The 20,859-nt window shown below is 58.5% G+C and carries 18 protein-coding genes; 7 read left to right on the forward strand and 11 right to left on the reverse strand.

What is annotated here, in order from left to right:
• Nucleotides 1-104: 104 nt before the first annotated feature.
• Nucleotides 105-1,607, forward strand: a complete 1,503-nt coding sequence (gene amaB / locus ACZ5YA_RS12085) for an L-piperidine-6-carboxylate dehydrogenase (protein WP_118934003.1) — start codon at nt 105-107, stop codon at nt 1,605-1,607.
• Nucleotides 1,608-1,744: 137 nt separating this feature from the next.
• A complete protein-coding gene (locus tag ACZ5YA_RS12090) occupies nt 1,745-3,037 on the forward strand; it encodes a phospholipase A (RefSeq protein WP_118934002.1) in 1,293 nt (430 codons plus the stop codon).
• A gap of 34 nt (nt 3,038-3,071) precedes the next feature.
• Here the strand turns inward: ACZ5YA_RS12090 and pdxK are convergent, their stop codons facing one another.
• The 6 genes from pdxK to ACZ5YA_RS12120 form a co-directional block, all read right to left on the reverse strand.
• On the reverse strand, nt 3,072-3,905 hold the full coding sequence (gene pdxK, locus ACZ5YA_RS12095; RefSeq protein WP_059371826.1) for a pyridoxine/pyridoxal/pyridoxamine kinase: 834 nt from the start codon (nt 3,903-3,905) through the stop codon (nt 3,072-3,074).
• Between the two features lie 35 nt (nt 3,906-3,940).
• Entirely contained in the window at nt 3,941-4,303 is a 363-nt protein-coding gene (locus tag ACZ5YA_RS12100; protein ID WP_059371825.1) for a cupin domain-containing protein, read from the reverse strand.
• A gap of 44 nt (nt 4,304-4,347) precedes the next feature.
• Complete coding sequence (locus tag ACZ5YA_RS12105; RefSeq protein WP_059371824.1) at nt 4,348-4,902, reverse strand: helix-turn-helix domain-containing protein; 555 nt, start codon at nt 4,900-4,902, stop codon at nt 4,348-4,350.
• A 93-nt stretch (nt 4,903-4,995) separates the two neighbouring features.
• Nucleotides 4,996-5,778 carry an aldolase gene (locus ACZ5YA_RS12110; RefSeq protein WP_464092578.1) on the reverse strand — a complete coding sequence of 261 codons (783 nt, stop codon included), beginning with the start codon at nt 5,776-5,778 and terminating at the stop codon, nt 4,996-4,998.
• A gap of 28 nt (nt 5,779-5,806) precedes the next feature.
• Nucleotides 5,807-6,448 carry a glutathione S-transferase family protein gene (locus ACZ5YA_RS12115; protein WP_464092579.1) on the reverse strand — a complete coding sequence of 214 codons (642 nt, stop codon included), beginning with the start codon at nt 6,446-6,448 and terminating at the stop codon, nt 5,807-5,809.
• A 2-nt stretch (nt 6,449-6,450) separates the two neighbouring features.
• The gene (locus ACZ5YA_RS12120) at nt 6,451-7,419 is read right to left on the reverse strand and encodes a Bug family tripartite tricarboxylate transporter substrate binding protein (protein ID WP_059371821.1); all 969 of its coding nucleotides are present in this window, start codon (nt 7,417-7,419) and stop codon (nt 6,451-6,453) included.
• A gap of 1,054 nt (nt 7,420-8,473) precedes the next feature.
• Between ACZ5YA_RS12120 and ACZ5YA_RS12125 the strand changes: the two genes are divergently transcribed.
• Both ACZ5YA_RS12125 and ACZ5YA_RS12130 read left to right on the forward strand, forming a co-directional pair.
• Nucleotides 8,474-9,403 carry a hypothetical protein gene (locus ACZ5YA_RS12125; RefSeq protein ID WP_464092580.1) on the forward strand — a complete coding sequence of 310 codons (930 nt, stop codon included), beginning with the start codon at nt 8,474-8,476 and terminating at the stop codon, nt 9,401-9,403.
• Nucleotides 9,404-9,626: 223 nt separating this feature from the next.
• The gene (locus ACZ5YA_RS12130; RefSeq protein WP_464092581.1) at nt 9,627-10,574 is read left to right on the forward strand and encodes a hypothetical protein; all 948 of its coding nucleotides are present in this window, start codon (nt 9,627-9,629) and stop codon (nt 10,572-10,574) included.
• A 46-nt stretch (nt 10,575-10,620) separates the two neighbouring features.
• On the opposite strand, the gene ACZ5YA_RS12135 is transcribed toward ACZ5YA_RS12130, so the two are convergent.
• The 3 genes from ACZ5YA_RS12135 to ACZ5YA_RS12145 are packed head-to-tail and all read right to left on the reverse strand — an operon-like array spanning nt 10,621 to nt 14,263.
• Nucleotides 10,621-12,582 carry a DUF3732 domain-containing protein gene (locus tag ACZ5YA_RS12135; RefSeq protein ID WP_464092582.1) on the reverse strand — a complete coding sequence of 654 codons (1,962 nt, stop codon included), beginning with the start codon at nt 12,580-12,582 and terminating at the stop codon, nt 10,621-10,623.
• Nucleotides 12,582-13,088, reverse strand: coding sequence for a three component ABC system middle component (locus ACZ5YA_RS12140; protein WP_464092583.1), 507 nt, complete (start codon nt 13,086-13,088; stop codon nt 12,582-12,584). The genes ACZ5YA_RS12135 and ACZ5YA_RS12140 overlap by 1 nt, the downstream gene beginning before the upstream one ends.
• A complete protein-coding gene (locus tag ACZ5YA_RS12145) occupies nt 13,088-14,263 on the reverse strand; it encodes an ABC-three component system protein (protein ID WP_464092584.1) in 1,176 nt (391 codons plus the stop codon). The genes ACZ5YA_RS12140 and ACZ5YA_RS12145 overlap by 1 nt, the downstream gene beginning before the upstream one ends.
• A gap of 408 nt (nt 14,264-14,671) precedes the next feature.
• On the opposite strand from ACZ5YA_RS12145, the gene ACZ5YA_RS12150 reads away from it, so the two are divergent.
• From ACZ5YA_RS12150 to ACZ5YA_RS12160, 3 genes are all read left to right on the forward strand, one after another.
• Complete coding sequence (locus ACZ5YA_RS12150; RefSeq protein ID WP_464092585.1) at nt 14,672-15,448, forward strand: hypothetical protein; 777 nt, start codon at nt 14,672-14,674, stop codon at nt 15,446-15,448.
• 338 nt (nt 15,449-15,786) lie between these two features.
• Nucleotides 15,787-16,215 carry a DUF3010 family protein gene (locus tag ACZ5YA_RS12155; protein WP_464092586.1) on the forward strand — a complete coding sequence of 143 codons (429 nt, stop codon included), beginning with the start codon at nt 15,787-15,789 and terminating at the stop codon, nt 16,213-16,215.
• Nucleotides 16,212-17,306 (forward strand): serine/threonine protein kinase, encoded by a 1,095-nt coding sequence (locus ACZ5YA_RS12160; protein ID WP_464092587.1) that lies wholly within the window; start codon nt 16,212-16,214, stop codon nt 17,304-17,306. The genes ACZ5YA_RS12155 and ACZ5YA_RS12160 overlap by 4 nt, the downstream gene beginning before the upstream one ends.
• Before the next feature lie 250 nt (nt 17,307-17,556).
• Here ACZ5YA_RS12160 and ACZ5YA_RS12165 read toward each other — a convergent pair whose 3' ends face one another.
• Nucleotides 17,557-18,102: a hypothetical protein gene (locus ACZ5YA_RS12165; protein WP_464092588.1), complete on the reverse strand. Its 546-nt coding sequence runs from the start codon at nt 18,100-18,102 to the stop codon at nt 17,557-17,559.
• Entirely contained in the window at nt 18,099-19,979 is a 1,881-nt protein-coding gene (locus tag ACZ5YA_RS12170) for a zinc dependent phospholipase C family protein (RefSeq protein WP_464092589.1), read from the reverse strand. Before ACZ5YA_RS12170 ends, ACZ5YA_RS12165 begins: the two co-directional genes overlap by 4 nt.
• Between the last annotated feature and the right edge of the window lie 880 nt (nt 19,980-20,859).

Here is a 20,859-nt window from a genome sequence, read left to right on the forward strand (position 1 = left end):
AATTCACGCTGGAGTTTCGTATAGTAAATTTTTTTCCAGAATCGCCACTTAGGCATAACCCTTAAGCGAAGACAGGTTCTTCGCAGGCAACCCAAGGAACCGGCATGGACACTCCCCAAGACATCCTGCGCGCGCTCGGGCTGAACCCGGAATCGCTCACGGGCGGCACGCTGCGCGCGCGCAGCCCGATAGACGGCGCCGAACTGGCTCAGGTGCATGAGCACACGGTGGCCCAGGCCCATTCCGCCATCACCCGCGCGCGCCAGGCCAGCCTGGCGTGGCGCGACGTGCCGGCGCCGCGCCGTGGCGAGTTGCTGCGCCTGTTCGGCGAAACGCTGCGCCAGCACAAGCGCGAACTGGGCCGCCTGGTCAGCCTGGAAGCCGGCAAGATCGTCGCCGAAGGCGAAGGCGAAGTGCAGGAAATGATCGACATCTGCGACTTCGCCGTGGGCCTGTCGCGCCAGCTCTACGGTTTGACCATCGCTTCTGAACGCCCCGGCCACCGCATGATGGAAACCTGGCACCCGCTGGGCGTGGTCGGCGTGATCAGCGCATTCAACTTCCCGGTGGCCGTGTGGTCCTGGAACGCCGCGCTGGCGCTGGTCTGCGGCAATGCCGTGGTCTGGAAGCCGTCGGAAAAAACCCCGCTGACCGCGCTGGCCTGCCAGGCGCTCTTCGCCCAGGCCGCGCAGCGCTTCGGCGACGCGCCCGCCGGCCTGTCCGAAGTGTTGATCGGCGGCCGCGACATCGGCGAGGCGCTGGTGGATTCGCACGCCGTGGCCCTGGTCTCGGCCACCGGCTCGACCCGCATGGGCCGCCAGGTCGGCCCGCGCGTGGCGCAGCGCTTCGGCCGCGTGCTGCTGGAGCTGGGCGGCAACAACGCCATCATCGTCGGCCCCACGGCCGATCTGGACATGGCCGCGCGCGGCATCGTGTTCGGCGCCATCGGCACGGCCGGCCAGCGTTGCACCACCACGCGCCGCCTGATCGTGCACGAGAGCGTGGCCGACGACCTGGTGCAGCGCCTGCACAAGGCCTATGCCAGCGCCACCATCGGCAACCCGCTGGACAGCGCCACGCTGGTCGGTCCGCTGATCGACCGCGTGTCCTATGACGCCATGCAGGCGGCGCTGACGGCGGCGCGCGAACAAGGCGGCAAGGTCACGGGCGGCGAACGCGTGCTGGCCGAGCAGTATCCCGATGCCTGGTACGTGCGCCCCGCCATCGCTGAAATGCCGGGCCAGACCGACGTGGTCTGCCACGAGACCTTCGCGCCCATCCTCTACGTGATGCGCTACGCCGACTTCAATCAGGCGCTGGCCTTGCAGAATGGCGTGCCGCAAGGCCTGTCGTCGGCCATCTTCACCAATGACCTGCGCGAAGCCGAGACCTTCCTGTCGGCGGCGGGCTCGGACTGCGGCATCGCCAACGTCAACATCGGCACCTCCGGCGCCGAGATCGGCGGCGCCTTCGGCGGTGAAAAGGAAACCGGCGGCGGCCGCGAATCGGGCTCGGACGCCTGGCGCAACTACATGCGCCGCGCCACCAACACGATCAACTATTCGCGCCAGCTGCCGTTGGCCCAGGGCATCAAGTTCGGCGAATAAGCCCGCACGCCACGCTGTCCACGTAAGCCCCCGCCCTGCGCGGGGGCTTACGCTTTCTACATACGATTAGCCTGCCTTACAAACTGTAGCGGGGGTCGATGCTACATTTCCTGGTCACAAAACTACGTTATGACCCGATGACCATCAGCCGTCCTGCACGATCCGCCCTCCCCCTGCGCACCCTGGTCGCCGCCCTGGCCATGGGCTTGGCGGGCGCAGCCACCGCGGGTGTGTCGTACCGGCTGGATCGCCCCTCGGCCGCCCCCGGTGAAACCGTCACCATCGAGGCGGTGTACTTCAACGAAGGCACTTCCCGCTCCACCTGGGAGGCGCCGCCGGAACTGGTGCTGCAGTGGCGCGGCCAGGACGGCCAGATCGTGCGCAGCCTGGCCAAGCTGCGCGGCGGCCCGGCCAGCTTCAGCGTGCCGGTCAACAATTTCGCGCGCATGGCGTGGACCGCCGTGGTACCCGCCACGGCCCAGGGCCTGCAGGCCGTGTCCATCGAAGGCCAGCCCGCGATGATGGCGCTGGACGCCACCGGCCGCGACAGCGGCACCCTGGCCAGCACGCCCGCGCGCGGCCCGGTGGTGGACGCCAGCAGCGGTGAACCCGTGCCCGCCGCGGCAGTGGCCGCGGTCGGCGCATCGCCCGAAGGCGGTCCCTCGCCCGACGCGTCCGCCGTGCCGACCGTGCAACAGCAGACCGCGTTCGACCGCTTCCGCAGCTCCATCTCGGAGTACAAGCCGGTGTACTTCGACGTCGGCACCCGCGGGCAGACCACCGCGCGCTTTCAGATCAGCGCCAAGTACCGCCTCTTCAGCCCCGCGGGCGACCGCCCCGCGACCTGGGACGAGAATTTCTACCTGGCGTACACGCAGACCTCGCTGTGGGACCTGGAAGGCGATTCCATGCCCTTCATCGACACCACCTTCAATCCCAGCGCGTTCTGGCTGTCCGACAATATCTGGCAGTCCGCCAGTCAGAACTGGCGCTTCGGCATGAACACCGGCGTCGAGCACAACTCCAACGGCAAGGACGGCGCGGATTCGCGCTCGGTCAACGACGGCTATATCGAGCCGCGCTTCCATTACCGCTTCGACGGCGGCAGCACGCTCACCTTTGCGCCGCGGGTCAAGGCCTACTTCGGCGTCGCCAGCGAAAACAGCGACTATGCCGACTACGCCGGACACGTCGACTGGCAATTGCGCTGGGCCCAGGACAACGGCGCGGTGGTGTCCGCCATGTACCGCCAGGGCGATCAGAAGCGCCGCACCACCCAGCTGGATTTCGCCTGGCCGCTGCAGCGCACCTGGCTGAACATGAACGGCTACCTGCATCTGCAGTACTTCAACGGCTACGGCGAAACCCTGCTGGGCTACAACCAGCGCAACGAATCGCAGTTCCGCGTCGGCCTGTCGCTGGTGCCTTGAACGAGGCGCGCCGCCAGGCGCGCGCGTAGGCGCCCTAGCCTTCCACCGCCAGCTCTTCCCAGCCCAGTTCACGGGTGCGCTCCAGCGCCACCGTAACCTGGGCGGCGGCAGAACGCACCGCCTCGACCAACGCCTGTCCATTCAGCAGCCGCGCCGTGACGCCGGCCATGAACACGTCGCCGGTGCCATGCACCGAGGGCGGTATCGCAATCTCCGGATGCGTCACGACGGTGGCCTGATCCCGCGTCACCACCGCCAGCTGCAAGGTGCCGGCCGCGGCGGCCATGGGCGCCGCGCTGGTCACGACGATCCAGTCCGGACCGCGCGCGATCAGTTCACGCGCCGCCGCCACCACCTCGTCGATCGACGACAAGGCGCGCCCCACCAGCAGTTCCAGTTCGAAATGGTTCGGCGTCATGCCGTCAGCCAGCGGCACCAGCAAGTCCCGGTATTGCTCGACCAGCCCCTCGTTCACGTACAGCCCGTCGTTGCGGTCGCCCATGACGGGGTCGATGTGCACCTTCAGATCGGGCCGCGATGCGCGCAGCGCAGGCAGCCAAGCGGCCAGCAACCCGGCCTGCCCGGGTTGGCCCAGGTATCCGCAGACCACCGCGCGCGCCGTCCGGGTGACGCCGCGCTCGTCCAGGCCCTGCAGCAGCCCTTCAAACCAGTCCAGCGGCACCGCGCCGCCATGCAAGGTCGGATAGTGCGGCGTGTTGCTCAGGATCACGGTAGGCACCGCGATCGCGTGCAGGCCCGCCTTGCGGAAGACAGGCATGGCGGCGTTGTTGCCGACGCAGCCGTACACGACCTGGGATTGAACGGAAACGATATCCACCTGCGCGGTAACGGCGGGGATTGCGCTCATGGGGCTGCTCCTGGGCTGCCGCGGTCTACGCGGCGCTACATGCGGGTGATGAAATAGATCTTCTTGACGAACTGGTCCACTTCCCAGCGGCCGGTATAGCCTTCGGGCATGACGAAGGCTTCGCCCACGGTCAGTTCATGCACGGTGCCGTCCGGATCGACCAGGCGCGCCGAACCTTCCACGATGTAGCCGAACTCGATGTAGCCCGTGGTGTTGGACTGGAACACGCCCGCGCTGCTTTCCCAGACGCCGGCCTCTGCCTTGCCGCCATTGCCCTCGAACGCGGTCACGGTGCGGAACGCCGCGTCGCCCGAGATCGGGCGGCGGGGCTTTCCAGGCACCGGATTCTTCATGGGGCCTGCATCGATGCGGACGAGCCGCGATTGATCGTTCTTCATGGAAGTTCCTGTATGCGGATAAGGTAATGAGTCCGGCGGCCCGCTCAGTGGGCGGCCACCACCAGCACTTCGGCCATGGCCCGGCTGACGGTGCGCATGCGGTGCGGCAGTTCGGAGTCGAAATAGACGGAATCCCCGGTCTCCAGGCGGAACTGGCGTTCGCCCACATGGACCTCGATGGCGCCCTTGAGCACCAGCAGGAATTCCTCGCCGGGGTGCGGAAACACCGCGGTCGCATCGGGAAAGTCGCGGGGCGGATGCACCACGAAAGGCTCCATCGCCTTGACCTTGCGGCGGCCGGCCAGCGACTCGTAGTGATACTCGCTGCCCAGCCCCCGGCGCTGCAAGGCCTCGCGGTCCGCCACCCGCACCACGCTGACCACTTCTTCCTGCGCGGCATCGTCCGTGCCCACCAGTTCCGATACGCCCAGGCCATAGGCTTCCGCCAGCCGCAGCACGGTGGAAATGGAGGGTTCGCTCAGGCCCCGCTCCAGCTTGGAGAGGTAGCTCTTGGTCAATCCGGTGCGCTGCGCCAGCTGTTCCAGGGACAGGGTTTGCTGGCGGCGCAGGGCGCGCAGGCGGTGCGGCAGGTCTATCATGGGCGGGGTTGCGGAAATACAGTCGCGGAATACGACCGGTAAGCATGCCCTAATCCGGCCCCGCCGTCGAGCCGGCCCCGCCCGCGGCCGCCATCAGGCCAACACGTCGGGATGCGCCCGCAGCGCACGCCGCGCATAGTAAGAGAAGCCGACCTGCGACCGCTTGGGCGTCAGGATCCAGTCATGCGCCTCGCGGCCCAGCGCCGGCGGAATGGGCTGGATCTTGCCGGCGGCCATGGCCAGCAGCTGCATGCGGGCGGCGCGCTCGAACTGCAGCGCCAGCACGCAGGACTCTTCCACCGAACCCGCCGCGATCAGCATGCCGTGGTGCGACAGCAGGATGGCGCGCTTGGAACCCAGCGCGGCCGAGATGATCTCGCCTTCCTCGTTGCCCACCGGCACGCCGGGCCAATCCTTCAGGAAGGCCACGTCGTCGTACAGCGGGCAATTGTCCATGTGCGAGATTTCCAGCGGCACCTCCAGCATCGACAGCGAGGCCGCGTGCAGCGGATGCGTGTGGATGATGCAGTTCACGTCCGGACGCGCGCGGTAGACCCAGGAATGGAAGCGATTGGCCGGATTGGGCATGCCGCCCCCTTCCTGCACCCGCAGGTCCTCGTCCACTAGCAGCAGGTTGCTGGCGCTGATCTCGTCAAAGCCCAGCCCCAGGCGTTGCGTGTAGTACCGGTTCGGCTCCGGCGCGCGCGCCGTGATCTGCCCGGCCAGGCCGGAATCATGCCCGCCGTCGAACAGAATGCGGCAGGTCAGCGCCAGGCGTTCGCGCAGGCTCCATTCGGGCGTCTCGAACTGGCGCTGCATTTCGGCTTTCGCCCGCGCGATCAGTTCGTCCTTGCCCAGATGCATCGTATCGGCCATCGTCGTCACTCCTAAGATAGTGTCTCTGTCATGCCGCTTCGATCAGCGGCGTAAAACCCGGCAAGGCGCGCATGCGCGCCACCCAGGCGTCGATATGGGCAAAGCCGGACAGGTCGTAGCCGCCCTCGGCCGCCATGCTCGTGTAGGGAAACAGCGCGATGTCGGCAATGGTCGGCGCGCTTCCCACCAGATAGTCGCGACCCGCCAGATGCGCATCCATCAGCGCGGCAGCCTTCATGCCGATCTCGCGCCATGCCCGCATCGCCGGGTCATCCACCTGCGCGGTGTTGCGCAGATGGATCAGCAGGCGCGGCTGCGCAAAGGCGTGCATGTGCTGGGTCTGCTCGAAGCTGAGCCAGCTGCTGACCTGCGACTGCTCCAGGCGGCCGCCAGGCAGCCAGGACGTGCCCAGCCCCAGATACCAGAGGATGGCCTGCGACTCGGCCAGCCACTCGCCCTCCGGCGTCAGCAAGGCCGGCACCTGGCGCCACGGATTGATGCGCGCGAACGCGTTCGTGTCCAGGTCGCCCTGCACGATGTCGAAGGTGCGCCGCTTGATCGGCAGGCCCATGTAGCCGCAGGCCAGCCGGATCTTCCAGGCGTTGCCCGAACGCAGGGTATCGGCCAGTTCCAGCGGCTTGCCCGCCAGCGGATGCGGTGTCTGGTTCATCGTCAGTCCATCTTGATGTTGGCGCGTTTCACGATCTCGGTCCACTTGGCTTTCTCGCCGGCGATGAAGCGCTGATACTCGTCCGGCTTGCCCGTATACAACTGCGTACCCTGCGACGCCAGCCGGTCCTTCAATTCCGGCGACGCCAGGGTCTTCTGCAGCGCCGCGTTCAGCTTTTCCATCACGTCGGGCGGCGTGCCGGCGGGCGCGAAGAACGCGTTCCACGAGCTGATCTGCAGGGCCGCGTCGCCCACCTCGCTGCTGGCTGGCACGTCGGGCGCGGAAGGCAGGCGCTTGTCGGCGGCCACCGCCAGCGCGCGCAGCTTGCCGGACGCCGCATGCGGCATGATCACCGGGCTGGCGTCCATCACCACGTCGACCTGCTCGCCGATGGCGGCATTCACGGCTTCGCTGCCGCTCTTGAACGGCACATGCACGATGTCCACGCCCGCCGTCAGCTTCAACAGTTCCAGGCCCAGGTGCGGCGAACTGGCATTGCCCGCCGAACCGAAGTTCAGCTTGGCCGGGTTGGCCTTGGCATAGGCCACGAACTCGCCGAAGGTCTTGGCCGGCACGCCCGCACGCACGGCCAGCAGATACGGCGATCCCGAAACCATGCCCACCGGCGCGAACTTGTCCGCGTCATAACTGAGCTTGCTGTAGATCAGCGGGTTGACCACCTGCGTGCCTACCGTACCCATGAAGATCGTATAGCCATCGGCCGGCGCGGTGGCGGCCACCTGCGCGGCGATCACCCCGCCCGCGCCCGGCCGGTTCTCGATCACGATGCTCTGTCCCAAGGCGTCGCCCATGCCCTTGCCGACCTGGCGCGCCACGATGTCCGTGATACCGCCCGCGCCGAACGGCACCACCAGCCGGATCGGCCGGTCTGGATAGGCCGCCGCCTGGGCGCTACTGGCCGCCATTGCCGCTACCAATGCCAGCGCGCCGGCAATTCCCGAAATCTTCATGTCATCCCCCTACGGGCGCCGCCTATCGGCACCATCATGACACGAAGTGTCCTATAGGAGATTGATTTTCCGCAAGGAAAACCAGATTAGGTAAAACCCTGAGCAGCGGGAATAAAATTCGCCTTTTTTGTTGAAGTTCGCCTTTTGGCCTTGGTGGGCATCACCTGCTATTGCGCAGGCATCTTCTCTTATTCTGTGCGGATGGACGGCCTGCAGGCTGAAGAAAGGCGAACTTTGCAGTAAACGCTATTGAATTAGCGCGACAGTCCAAGCTGGCAGATTTGGGATATGCCCGTACGGGCATTGGGAAGGAGACACGGACGTCTCGAGCACCCGGCGATACGTTGGGAGTTGTAAGAGAAGAAGACCGTGCCTTGTATGAAAGGCCCGGGGGCCTGTGGTCACTGGCCGCTTCCGGCCAGAATGGGTCACTCACTGGCACCATTCCCCGGCCGTTCAAGCGGCGGCTCTGCCACGGCAACCGGCCCAATTGTGCTCGCTTTAAAGGGTTCGCGAGCGTAGGAATTATCCTTGGCATCGAAATTAGACGACTCCATATGCGCCGACGGCGATATGTAACAGAGGGGCATCACTGATGCCCGAGGTCAGCGATGACCAACGCAAAAACTCCGCCCGCCCCCACGTGCTTCTAGCTACAACCCCGACGCTCCCCTGCCGATTGCGCGCGGTGCGTTATCCAAACTTGCGGACGACGAAGTCGTTCTCGGGTGTGGATTTTTGACGTCGCGCTTGCCCCGGGGGCCGAGAATTAAACTCTGGGAGCAATGTATGAAGCGGCTAAGATGACCGGCGGCAACTCGTTTAGCCATTGATAATTGTTTCTAGTCGAATTCACGGACCGTATTCATTAAGATTTTCAAAAGCGCGCTCGTTTGTGTGCAGTTGCAATGGCTGCGCCGGCGACTAGGGCGACCATAGGTCTATCATTGAGGTGTTCAGCAGAACGTAGCTACGCCGCACCTTCTTTCCTGAAAGTGAAGAAACCACGCGGGCTGTCGGGTTTTGAGCTTTTTGCTCCCAAACAGGATGAAGTATGGACAAGATTTTGGCCAATGCCGTTGCGTCTATCCAACTGGCAATTGAGGACTACCACAGCGACGGAAAAAACCGATCACTGTCAGCACTGCGCAACATCAGCGCTGGCGTACTACTTCTGTTTAAAGCGAAGCTTGCAGGAATGGCTCCCGAGGAAGGCCTGATCAAGAAAAACTTGAAATTGGCTTGGGAGAATGGGCAAATCAGACTCGAGCCAAGTGGCGACAACACCATCGATTTCGAAGGCGTCAAGGATCGCTTTAAGTTAGTCAAGTTGAAATTCGACTTTGGACAGGTCCAGCATATCCTTAAGCTCCGGAACCGCGTGGAACACTACGCGGCTGACATCAGTCACGCAGCAATGCGCGAGGCTATAGCCACCGCAGCAATCGTCATCGGAGATTTTTGTCGCGAACATCTTGGAGAAGAAGCGGCGAGCCTCATTGGGCCCGAGCTATGGCAGTCGATGCTAGAGGTGCAGGAAATCAACGCTGCGGAAATTGCTTCGTGCCAAGCCAGGAAAAAGGAGATCAAGTGGGCGAATCCTGAGCTACAAGAAATCATGTCAGAACATCATTCTTGTGTCCGCTGCGACTCTAAGCTCACTGCCCCTATAAATCACTCGGCTCCAACGGAAAAGCTACTGTTCTCTTGCGTTGCCTGCGGACACATAGAAGCGTACCAAGAAGCGGTGGAACGCGCATTCTTAGAGTGGTCGGAAACAGAAAGCATAGCGGCTGTTATGGATGGAGGCGATGATGTGTGGGCGGAATGCGGTCAGTGTTCCGAGGAGTTCGTGATTGCGAGTTGTGGCTACTGTGTTCGCTGTGGCCACTCCAAATTCAGATCATGTGCTACCTGTCGGCAGGTCTTCGTCAAGGGCGCCTACTGCGAGTATTGCGATGCGATGGCCGGCAGTGGCCAATAAGTTGGGCCGTTTCTGGCAGCACACCGATGGCTGTGGGCGCAAAATTTGCAGTCGCATCCACGTCAGTGAAAGTGGTTCGGGGTGGCAGGCCAGGGTTGTATTCGGAGCATCTGCCAAGCCTTGATCCAAAAAAAATATTAGTGAGAAACTTGTGACTATTGTTCGAGTACCACAGAACCTTTCGTTGCCCGAGGCGATAAATTTCTGCAACCGCTTATGGAACTTGGAAGACGACACGGAGTATGAGTTCGATTTTTCACGGCTTGGTACTGTGGAACCGTTTCCCATGGCGTATGTCGCCAATGAACTGAAACGATTTCGACAGAGCAAGGCTGAGGCGAAATTTTCGGCTCTGAATTACAAGGATCACACATACGCAGCTCACATGGGCTTCTTCCGAGCATTTGGCTTGCAGTTCGGCAAGGCGCCGGGCGAGGCGGCCGGTAGCAGCACTTACATCCCGCTCACCCGCTTGGATGTGAAAGATGTCGTTGGTGAAGCCATTGACCGCGGCTCGCACCACGGAGACGTGATCGAAGACAAGGCTCAGCAGATAGCGCAACTTCTCGTCCGCGAGAAGAATGGTCCTGCAGTGGACACTTTGACGTATTCAATACGCGAGATCATGCGCAACGTGGTGGAGCATTCAGAATCCCTGCACATTGACTACTGTGGGCAATACTGGCCGTCACGAAAGCTCATAGAAGTGGCCATCCTGGACTCTGGGTGTGGGGTTCGGAGAGGTTTGGAAAGCAACCCGTTCATCAAGATGGATTCTGACCGAGATGCCCTACACCTTGCTCTCATGCCGGGTATCTCTGGCAAGATGTACAAAGGGGTGCGAAAGCGCACCAATGACGTGTGGCAGAACTCCGGTTTTGGTCTCTACATGACGAGCAGAATCTGTAGGGCTGCAAACAGCTTCGTGATCATTAGCAATGGTGCGGGCTTATTTCTAAGCGAAGGTCAGAAAAAAGACCGAGTGACGACGTTCAAAGGCACCGCTCTTCGCCTTCGAATAACGGCCGACGCGCTTCAAGACTCAGCAGAAATGCTGGCCCAGTATGCAAAGGAGGGGCACGCCGCCGCAAAGCGTATCTCAGGAGGCGAGGCATTAGAGCCGTCCGCGGCATCGTCCATGCTCTCGCGAAACTTCCGGCATGCGGACTGACTCGTCGAACATCTCGAGCGGATTGTCGCGGCGGTACTGTCCACCGTTAAGTTTCGATCCAACCCTCTGGCACCAAACCTTTCCCACGCCACTCTTCGACCAGATGGACGTTCTCTAACCCTCCCCAAACCTCCTCGTTAGCATGATCTAGAACGATGATTTGCAGGCGTCCATTGGTCTTGGCGACGATCTTGTCAAATAGCGCGAATACCTTCCTAACAGCCACAACGTCTTCGCTCTCCCACGCCGGATCAAGTTCCTTCTCGACTTCTCTTCCCGCACGCCGAGTCGGAAAGTAGACTTGACTGGGCTGGTCGTAGACCAACAATGCGGGCACGGGGTGCTGAGGTGAGCGCAAGAAGTATCCCTGCAATGCGAGACTAAGCGCAACGTGGTAGGCTAGCCAGTTTGCACCGCTGCCAATCTCCCAAAGAAAATCGTCTCGTGTTTCCCGAATAACTCTTACCGTCAAATCTTGGACGACAAGGCGAATCGGCGCTTCGGGCCACTCCCCGTCAAGCTGAGGAATTAGCCTGCCCGAAATGGCTTGAATAGTATCGAGTGCATTTTCAAGTTTGCGACCGATCTCATGCTCGGACACCAGCTTAGTCAGTGTCGAGACTTCGCCCTTGAGTGTCGAAATCTCCTGGCTCAGATCAGAAGAAGTGTCGGAGGTAGCGTACAGCCGTAAGGCTTCTTGCAGTCGCCCGAGGAAGCGGGAGATTTCTTCGCTACGCGTTGTGCTCGCCTTCGCCGCATCAGACTGCCCTTCAAGAGCACGAACTTCCATCCGCACGGCTGCTAGTTCGTCGAGCAAGTTATCGATCGACTCTCGCTGGCGTAACGTTTCTTTGCCCAACGATTCCGCAACCTCTGGATAGGACCGCAGCCGCAACTCAATCCCTTCCAGCGCTTGGCACAGCTGCTCCACCCGGGCGCGGCCAGCCTCACTTGGCTCCAGCACCGCTGCGGGATGTTCTGACGCGAGGTCTCGAATCCACGCAGACAAGCCCAACCGATCGCGCTGAATGTGCAGCCCGCTGCGATACTCGTCACTGCTCTCGTCCAGCCGGCGCAGCTCGTGAAGACGCTGTCGCGCCTGACTGAGAGCCATAGTCAGCTTCGACTCGACAGCGCGCAGCTGTGTAAGCCTACTCATGATGACGTCCATCGCCGCCAAAGAAGTCGTCGCGGAATGGGCATCAGTTTGGAGAGCTTGTCGAAGCAGATCGACGGTCGAAGGCCAGTCGTCCGGCACAATAGTGTGCGCTGGCAAAAGCCCATATTCGATTGCCAAACGTGCCCATGCGAACCCCTCGCGCTGCCATGCGGTGCCCGTGTCTTGACGAGCCTTCAACTCCGCTTCCTTTCGACGAAGAAGCCGAGATAGTCGATCGAGGTCATGCCGCGCTTGAAGCAGTTCGGGGCTTATTGCACCAAGTAAGTATGGAAATATGGTTTTGAGCTTTTCACGGTGCTCAGTAGTATCTGCCTTGAAAAACAACACGTCTGGATTTGCGACGATGTTCTGCGGCTGGAATAGGAAGGCCATCAAGTCACGAAAACTTACGCGTGATTTGAATCTCTCTTCAGTCCCAGGCTCGAACTGCAGATTCGACAGGCCGGCAAGCCGGTTCAAGACCGCCTTTACGTGTTCAACATTCTGGTTCTTCTCCGGAATGCCCGGAGGCACTTGGACTTCTGGTCCCTCAAGCAGCAACATTTCGCCCGACGCTTTTAAACCACCCGGCTCGCGGCGAGCCAGGAGCTTTTGCCCTTCAAGGGTATCTACCAGCACTCCGAACCACGAGCACGTCTCTCGGATGACGCCTACGGGAATAGAGCACTTTTCTGATCCCAAGCAGTAATCAATGATTGGAATGACCGACGACTTACCTGTCTTCGAGGCTCCACTGATGACATTCACTTTGCCAGCTTCGAATTTGACCACCCTCGGCTCACCACCGATGCGCGGCCAAAGGATGACTCGCAGAATTTGGAAGTACATTAGAAACCCACTTTTAACGTGTGTGCTACCTGCTGATCCGTTAAGCCGGCGAACCAATAACCGATCTTGTCGCACGCTGGCGCTATTCGTCTAATTCGTTCAGGCAGGACGGGAGGCTGCAGCCCCTCGTGCGGTCTAAATGCTCGGACCGTTGCCGTACTTGGTTCTATCCGTACCAAGCGCGACTGCTCCGCCAGCACAAGCGATGAAAGCGTCAATTTTCTGAGTGCCAAAGCACGCCCGTGCAAAGCTAACAGATCTTCGCGACGCTCGCCGAGCTTGCCCGCCAGCAGATGCAAACCAGATGCCTTTTGTGTACTGAGCACTATGGCCAGCGTTGGCGCGTGAAGAATCATCGGCAAGAGGAGGAACACCAAAGGCAGCACCACAGACTGTTCGTCTCGCTCCTGGAAACCGAGAACGAATCGCCAGATGGAAAACGCACCCAGCGATTCGTTCTGAACGATCGCTGCTTCGCTAAGGTGTATTGAAGGAGCGTCGTACATTATTCTTCGTCTGCCTCGTTCAGAAGCGTCTCGTGATTCGGATGCCACCCCAGCTTCCGTCTATCAGCTAGGTCATGGAAGCTTCCATGTGTGAAATGGCCAGGCACTTCCCGGCCGTCCATTGGCACGTCCATAGCTGCGCAGCGGCTGTAAATGACTCGACCTTGCGCGTCCTCAGCTTTCTCTGAGTAGAGCTCTCGTACTTCGCTCTGCGTAGCGTCATGCTTGCGCAGCAGAGTGGTTTCCCAGTTTTCCAACGTGCCTTCGAAGACTAGGCCTTGGTCCGCCCACTTTGCCTTGTCGCCCGATGTGCGCATCAGATCGCTAGCTGCCCGAAGTTGCTGCTCCTCAGATGCCGCGATCAACTGAAGTTGCCGCGCGAACACTGGCCGATCTGTCAACAACGCCTCCGCAGCCTCTTTTGATGGAGCTGTCGTAAATGTTGGCAGGTATCCGGGCATGTTGTTCTGCTGCACAAAGGCATGAAAATTCCTTCTGAACTCTGAGGCAACCACCATCGCAGGAGCCTTGCGGCGGATGCACTTGTCAGCTGCCTCCTTCGCTTGGCCAATCGCGGAAGCGCAGATTATGTCCAGAGACGCCTCGGGAACCGTGGGCCGCAACAGCTCGCGAAGCGGCTCTAATGGGTCTGCATCAGTCGCAATGATGGCAGTCCTTCGAATGAGGGAAAAACGCAGAGCGTCAGTGGCATCCAGAAACTTCTGAACGTGCCCTAGGCAATTGGGAGGCTTGGACCTTTTTCTCAGCCTATTTTTAATTTCCTTGACCAGAGCTTCAACAGCATTGGAGTCAACCGCAGCATGCATCGCCATGCTCAGCTTACCGGTCTTTGGCGGAGTGACGTAGAGCTGAAATGAGGCCCCAGGCTCGGCCGCCTTACGTGTCTCCAACGCCTCCAACCAATTGACGACTGTCTTCCAAAGGTCATCAGACCAGTCGGAAATAGGATTGTGAGTGAGAGCGCTTTTGCACTGTTCCAACAGAAGCGTGCCATCCGCATAGTGAACAGCAACATCGTCGAGATATTCAAGGGACACGCTCGCGTCACGCGGGCAACTTAGTAGGTGATAGCACATCCTCACCGGCTGCAGCGCGAAGCCAAGGTATGGACCAGCCGCGGCGTGCTTAACCAATAACGGTGCAGCTTCACTCATAGAACGCACCATGGAAGCAAAAGCCACGACTTTCTGTATGCATAGCGGGGTGCACGTCTACCTCATGTGTTTGAGCTTCTCAGTCCAGACCCTAGTTTACTCACAACTCGTTACCAGGAAAACTGAATGGATCGTGCAATAGATGTTCCATCCCAGCCCCGGTTAACAAGAACCTGCGAAGAGCCACCTCGGACCATCGGTCACCCCAACTCAGCGCAAAAGCCATCGCACCGAGGAGGTCACCTCCGATCAAAAGCGAAGTAGAAGATCAAGTACGGCAGATACACTTATCGGCTTCACCAGTCACTCAGTAGCGCTTGCTCGAATTAGCGGACTACATGTAACGAGATACAGGTATGATGGCCGTGTTCACCTTGCTCCCAAACACGCCCTAACTTTGATACGACGATGACAATTCCATTCCCTAAGGCTCATCCGATAATCCAACGTGATAATGATCTTCATAGCAAGGTGCGTGGACTTGAAGACCGAATCGAACAACGTTACTTGGTGGAAAACCTGCGGAAATCCGTTGCAGCTCTACGCGAGTTCACTGTGGACGATTCGGCACCACCACCAGGATTTAAGATACCCCCGCCGATGCCTAAGGAGTTCTGGGAAAGCCTAGCTCCGCTTTTAAATGCGGAGGAGCCCCCCGAGTTTAAGGTAGTCAATGAGGATCGACGCATGATAAAAGCCATGAGCACGGAGCGAGGGAAAATGTATGTGTTGGGATTTCTAAGTTGGAATCTCGCGCAAAGCCTGGAAACGCTTTTTGGCGGTATCGTTGTCAGCTACATACGCATGTTCAAGGACAAAAAACGTTTGCCGCTTGAAGTTGACAACGTCTTTAAGGAGCGTGCCGATCTGAAATTGACGCATACAATGTTCCAGCGACTACGGAACAAGCATTTTGCACATAAAGAACTTGCGCATGATCGTCACACGTTACTTTACGAACTCGACGATGAGGGAAAAGTCTCGATCAACATCAACGGACCACAATATGGAACAGAGTATCATCTGGCCCAGTGCGAGGACATGGAAAAATGCTTGCGTGCAGTTTCCCTATTTCTCCAGCAAGATATCCTCCACCGTAAAACTGAGATAGAGACCAGCTTGACTGATCAACAGCACAAATCCCTCCGAGAGCATTATTTTTCTAACGGGATTTCTGCAGCGTAAGTTGTAATTCAGTTAGCAAGCTAAGGTGGTGTGGAGAGGTGAGGCACGCTAGGAAGGTGACAAGTTTGACTGTACCAAGCTAGACGCTGTGACCAGTTGCCAGAGCTCCGAAAGGCAACGCTGTGGGAGCCTGTTCCCCATCCGCCTATACCTCTTTTCGCGGCTTAACTGCGAGGTTTGAAACTGATCCCTGCGAGAGGGGCTCAACCGAGGCCAGCCGAATTCCCGCGCCGGGAAGAAACAGCATCCGGCAAAAAGCCGCCCCGCAGGTATCCCCAGATCAGCTTATCACGCAGGGTTTTCATCAATACATTACATCAGAATTTCTAGGAGACACCATGCCCATTTGCGGCGTCGAAATCAAAGGAAGCGAAGCAATTCTTTCCGTAGTCGAAGTTGTTGATGGCCATTGGACACACATTCCGAAGGAAACAAAACGCATTGCCTTAACCGACGATGACGATGCGGAGAACGTCCGGTCGTTTGCGGATCTAGTCGCCGGGTTTCTTCGCGACAACAAACTGTCCGAAGTCGCTATCAAGAAGCGCGGTAAGAAGGGAGAATTCGCTGGGGGCCCGACAACCTTCAAGATCGAAGGCGTTTTCCAACTTAACCGGGAATGCTCCGTTCAGCTAATCCCGGCGCCGACCATTGCCGCGCAGGATAAAAGGCACGATTTCGCAATCCCGACTACCTTGAATAAGTACCAAGTGGAGGCATTCCGAACCGCATGCGCCGCCCTTGCTCAGCGCCTTCCAAAAGTATGACCAAGCTGTACATCGAAGGCTCAAGCGCGCCCTCTGAGATCAAGACTTCATTGGCGGAATTCTCCAAAAGCATCGCGCTTCACCGCGAGGACTCGAAGGCAGAAAACGGATACGTTTTTTTTGGGACTAATCGAGTAACGGGCACGCGGGTCACTCTCAAGTACTACTACTGGGGAGGGAAAGCTGAATACCACGCTGAGCCCCGACAACTTGCCCAGATTGACGCACAGAACGTCCTCAAGATTCTGGACGCCGGACTCATCGATGCAAAGTGGGCGTACTTCATGACACCCACTTGCACTGGCGGCGATCTAGACCTAGTTCTGGAGTCAAATCCACTTGGCGTGAAGGCAGCGCTTGAATACACTTATCAGATTCTTTCGGGTTTGAGCCATCTCCATGGGAATCGCTTCCTCCATCGCGACATTAAGCTCGCAAACGTGTATTTGACTGAAAGTGGTTTTGTTGTCATTGGTGATTTCGGGTCGGTGAAGCGGTTGCCAGAGACGGTCTCGACGATTCCCGCATCAAGCCATTCGCTAGCTTATCGACCACCGGAAACGGTGATAACGAACTCGTACGGTATTCCCGGAGATATCTATCAATGCGGTTTAGTTCTGTACCAGTTGCTCGGCGGGACGCTTTCTTATGACGGCCTTGCTTGGTTAAGCAAGCGAGAACTAGTGCAGTTGGAGACGCTCGCTACGCCGTCGGATAAGGATGACTTTATTGACCGTTGTATTAAAGCGAGAATCGCGGCGGGAAAGGCAACAGACCTTACATCCCTACCACCCTGGGTTCCAAGGTCGATTCGGCGAATCATCAACAAGGCATGCCATGTTGACTCGGGACAACGCTTCCAAACCGCCTCCGCGTTCATGGCCAAGCTCCATGAAGTTCGTCAGTCTGTTCCCGATTGGCGAGTTATCGAAGGTTGTCCAACACTTATTGCCAAGACTAGCTACAGAATCGTAAGTGGTGACGAGGGATATTCGGTTCAGAAGCGGGCGAAAGCAGACTGGCGGTATGAAAATGTCATCACCGGCACTACTCTTGAAGAGTTAGTCGAGAACATCACACAGAAGGTTTAAACCCCTGGGCCAAGTGCTAAGCATGCCTTCAATTTTTTCTTGCTAGATACATCAAGTGGGATGTGCCTCTCGTCGATGCCCGCTTCCAACCCGTACCGACCGTTTTGCTGCAGGCCGAGCGAGGCCGTACCCAAAGGGCACCGAGGGCAAATTATCAATGATCGCCTACGACGCGACGGCCTGACCTCATCGACTCTTAGCAACAGGTCGATCATCCTTACAGGAGCATATACCAGCGAAAGACCTCGTCTCAGAAAAGCGCACAACACGGATACACAAAGAAACCCGGCAACGCTTTCCATCTGCGCATCGTATCTATGGCTGCAGGTCTATCGGTCGCAAAAAGATCCAAGCATTTTGTGATCTCAGCCTGCGTAGGCACTGGCGTAAAAAAATCTGATATACGTACAACCAGACTTGGTTGGAACGATGGTGCAGCCCCATCTTCTCCGTAGCCTGGGCCGGCGGTAAATACATATGTCACATCCCTTAGATCGCCGCTTGCAAAAGCAAGAGCGTCATCATGGCGCCGCAGTAGCCATCCCTTCGGATGCAGCGGCACAAAAATATCGACATTTACAAGCGGCGCTGCGCCCCATCCCGCATTTGCGAAAGTAATCTTGAACTCGACCTCAGTTCCAAGTTTCTTCGGGACAAAAAGTTCGTTATGGGCTTCCCACCCTTCGTATCGCCTCCCATCGTCATGGACATTGTGTTTTATGTATATCCAGGATCTGTACGTGGAGGGGTCAATAGGCCCATGCTCTCCGTCGTCAAACTTGCGCGGACCAGTCATGGCAAGTACTCCGTTCCAGGCGGATACTCTTCCCATTGCACTGAAGCGTATCCGCGATCACCATCGAGATCAAAGGAGCCTGCTGGAAACTTCCCTTCAATCAGCTGGCAGGTAAAGTCTACAGCGTTGCCCAAGAATGCCGTTGTATGCGTGACCTGTCGGATGGCATAAAGTTGGTCCCTGGTCCACACTTCATTTGTTTGTGGAGGTGGAAATGCTAGGGCCTCCAGTGCAATCCGATTGGCACTATCAAATGGCATTGCATCGATGAAAGTGTCCGGGCCATGCCCTGTCCGATAGGGTCCAGCCAGTGTACGGTTCTGTTCCATCGGAGTATGAAGATCGATAGGGTGTTCGAGCCAGAAGCCATCAACGCGTGACGTCATCGCTGCAGGATATAGTTCGGAGATCTCCTGCCGAATGGACAGTAGTTGAACACTCTTTGAGCGATCCAAGTCCTCAACGCCTGCATAGCCCCAGCCACTAAGCGCCATCGCGTAGCGCACATTGCAGACGAAGTCGTACAGCGCCGAATTGATCAAGTAGAAGAACCACCTTGGTCCTAGCGCTAGGATGCGGTTCACCACGGCAGCAGGGAGGGTCAGCAACTGCGTCACCAATACGGCTGACCACAAAACGAGGCCGATCAAAGCTGCGAACCAACTCCATCCGCTGCTGCTACCAAGGTCATGGGTGTATTCGTTGATTTTGTCGATCGAGTTCTGGAGATGTTCCCGAATTTCGTCCCAAACTTCACTGAGATTTCCCGGTGGTATCTGAGGTCGTTCCAGACCGATGTCCGTGGAGAACGCTAGGTATCCGAGCATCGTTTGATGAGCGGTGATGATGTCATCGGCCGATGGCGCTGCTCGACTGAAGTGCTTTGTGGCGATAGGCGGTTCACCGGTTACAGGAGCGACGAAAACTTCGGTGAGAGTTTGGTGAACCAGATTCGCTATCGAGCGGATGGATCCATCACTCACATGGACCAGTTTGTCTAGGCGTGAGTTGAAAATCTCCTCGTTCTTGCGGTCCTTCCAGATTCGCACATCCATCAGACTTTCAATCACCATATGCCGCAGCGCGTGATTTCGAAACGGCCCCCCGACCATCGAATTCACATACGGATGCCCAACGATGTCACCACCCACATGCGAAAAGTAGCCCCGTGCATACGCAATGAGGACTGGGTCACCGCTCGCAGTCGCATTGGCAAGCAACCTAGCAGCGAAAGGCGCCGTCCGCCTGTAATGGAGAATGTCCATCCACCACCATTCGGAGTAGTCGCCAACTTTTGCCGGCTTCTTGAAAGGTGGGTCATTCGAGTACGGCGCCCCAAAATATCGGAAGATGTAAGCGGGGGAGGTAACTTGGTCGCTGTCCAGATTCCAGCTCACGTCAATTTGGGGCAACGTGGCCCACTTCATGACATCGGGACCAAATATTCTGCGTAGGAGGTCTAGGTCCATTCCCTGGAACGGGTTGATGACTTCGACTTTGGTCCGAGAGAAGGCGATCATCTTCAGGGCAGACATAAAGCTGTGCACCGCAAGGCCGGTGAACTCTAGCAGCGAGTTAGAGAAGCCTCCGGAGATCCAGCTTGCGATCTCCGTTACAGGCTTCCCAATGTAATTCTGCACCTCTTCCAGTATGTCGCGGATCTTGCGAATTTCATGATAAACGCGCATCCCTGAACCGAGCGCGTCATAGAGGAACTGGTTGTCCTCAGCGGGGTCCAGCAGAAACAGCGTCAAGTCCGGGCCGATAGCGCCAAGTCGCAGCGCCTTCCCGATCTCGCCATCCAAATCGTCCTGGGTATATCCCAGACGTCGACCGACTTCCTCGCCAATGACAATGTGACCGCCGAATTTTGGCATATCAATCTCCTAGCGATAGGAAAAACCAAAACTTACACGCTAGTTGTCCGGGAGATAAGACACGTCCTTTCTAGTTCCTGTGAACCAGAATACCCAAACGTTGGAGCGACAGAAAGCGCGCGTCCAGCTCCACCGGCCGAACCTCAGTGTAGGGCTGAGAGTCCGCGCGTGGAGAGCCAGCTACTCGCACGGAGCCGTTCGCACCCCGTGAGTCCTGCGACAGTCAGTTGCACTTTGCCGAGCCGGCGGTATTCCAGACAGCGCTTTCCGCTGAAACCAATGACTGTTTGGTGACAGATAGCGTGAATGCTCCGGTCGGCATCCATAGGCGGCAATCGCTGCATTACAGCCGATCAAACTGTCTAGACCAACGGCCGTAATGGGTCGAAAGCGGAAATTGCTTGCAGAGACGGGGACCTCTGCGCGCAAAACACAGATCATCGTCCGCGCGAAATCAGATCTATGCGGCTAACGTACCGTCGTCGGCCCTCGCGTCGAGCGACTGGCGCGCGACTGTAGGCCGGTGACTTGCAGGCATCGCGTCACATGCTTCTAGCAGGAGTAGCGCAGTACCGGGAAGGTCGCTCATGCACAACTTCCCCCTTTGGAATGACGAAGCATCGCTCAACGCTGGAAAATGTCTTTGCAACCACTGACCTGGTACCGACCGCCGCAATTTGTCTATGGCTTCCACCGGCAACAGGTCGCCGTTGAGATCAGACTGCTTCCTCTCCGTTTTTTTCCTTTGAGGAAGAGGGAGAGGCGGCGTGTCGGCGCCGGCTATCGCGCGAAGAACGCCACCTGCCCGAGCAAGATACCTCTGAACGGCAGGGCAATCACGGACCTCTTCCAAGTCGGGCGTCTCATCTTCGACTAAATC

The sequence above is a fragment of the Achromobacter sp. JCM 18799 genome (assembly GCF_055395645.1).

What these genes read in the sequence shown, in the direction of transcription:
- ACZ5YA_RS12090 (WP_118934002.1), top strand. Translation starts at nt 1,745, where the DNA reads ATGACCATCAGCCGTCCTGCACGATCCGCCCTCCCCCTGCGCACCCTG.
- ACZ5YA_RS12155 (WP_464092586.1), top strand. Translation starts at nt 15,787, where the DNA reads ATGCCCATTTGCGGCGTCGAAATCAAAGGAAGCGAAGCAATTCTTTCC.
- ACZ5YA_RS12150 (WP_464092585.1), top strand. Translation starts at nt 14,672, where the DNA reads ATGACAATTCCATTCCCTAAGGCTCATCCGATAATCCAACGTGATAAT.
- ACZ5YA_RS12100 (WP_059371825.1), bottom strand. Translation starts at nt 4,303, where the DNA reads ATGAAGAACGATCAATCGCGGCTCGTCCGCATCGATGCAGGCCCCATG.
- ACZ5YA_RS12140 (WP_464092583.1), bottom strand. Translation starts at nt 13,088, where the DNA reads ATGTACGACGCTCCTTCAATACACCTTAGCGAAGCAGCGATCGTTCAG.
- ACZ5YA_RS12170 (WP_464092589.1), bottom strand. Translation starts at nt 19,979, where the DNA reads ATGCCAAAATTCGGCGGTCACATTGTCATTGGCGAGGAAGTCGGTCGA.
- ACZ5YA_RS12125 (WP_464092580.1), top strand. Translation starts at nt 8,474, where the DNA reads ATGGACAAGATTTTGGCCAATGCCGTTGCGTCTATCCAACTGGCAATT.
- ACZ5YA_RS12110 (WP_464092578.1), bottom strand. Translation starts at nt 5,778, where the DNA reads ATGGCCGATACGATGCATCTGGGCAAGGACGAACTGATCGCGCGGGCG.
- ACZ5YA_RS12120 (WP_059371821.1), bottom strand. Translation starts at nt 7,419, where the DNA reads ATGAAGATTTCGGGAATTGCCGGCGCGCTGGCATTGGTAGCGGCAATG.
- amaB (WP_118934003.1), top strand. Translation starts at nt 105, where the DNA reads ATGGACACTCCCCAAGACATCCTGCGCGCGCTCGGGCTGAACCCGGAA.
- ACZ5YA_RS12135 (WP_464092582.1), bottom strand. Translation starts at nt 12,582, where the DNA reads ATGTACTTCCAAATTCTGCGAGTCATCCTTTGGCCGCGCATCGGTGGT.
- ACZ5YA_RS12105 (WP_059371824.1), bottom strand. Translation starts at nt 4,902, where the DNA reads ATGATAGACCTGCCGCACCGCCTGCGCGCCCTGCGCCGCCAGCAAACC.
- ACZ5YA_RS12145 (WP_464092584.1), bottom strand. Translation starts at nt 14,263, where the DNA reads ATGAGTGAAGCTGCACCGTTATTGGTTAAGCACGCCGCGGCTGGTCCA.
- ACZ5YA_RS12160 (WP_464092587.1), top strand. Translation starts at nt 16,212, where the DNA reads ATGACCAAGCTGTACATCGAAGGCTCAAGCGCGCCCTCTGAGATCAAG.
- ACZ5YA_RS12115 (WP_464092579.1), bottom strand. Translation starts at nt 6,448, where the DNA reads ATGAACCAGACACCGCATCCGCTGGCGGGCAAGCCGCTGGAACTGGCC.
- ACZ5YA_RS12165 (WP_464092588.1), bottom strand. Translation starts at nt 18,102, where the DNA reads ATGACTGGTCCGCGCAAGTTTGACGACGGAGAGCATGGGCCTATTGAC.
- pdxK (WP_059371826.1), bottom strand. Translation starts at nt 3,905, where the DNA reads ATGAGCGCAATCCCCGCCGTTACCGCGCAGGTGGATATCGTTTCCGTT.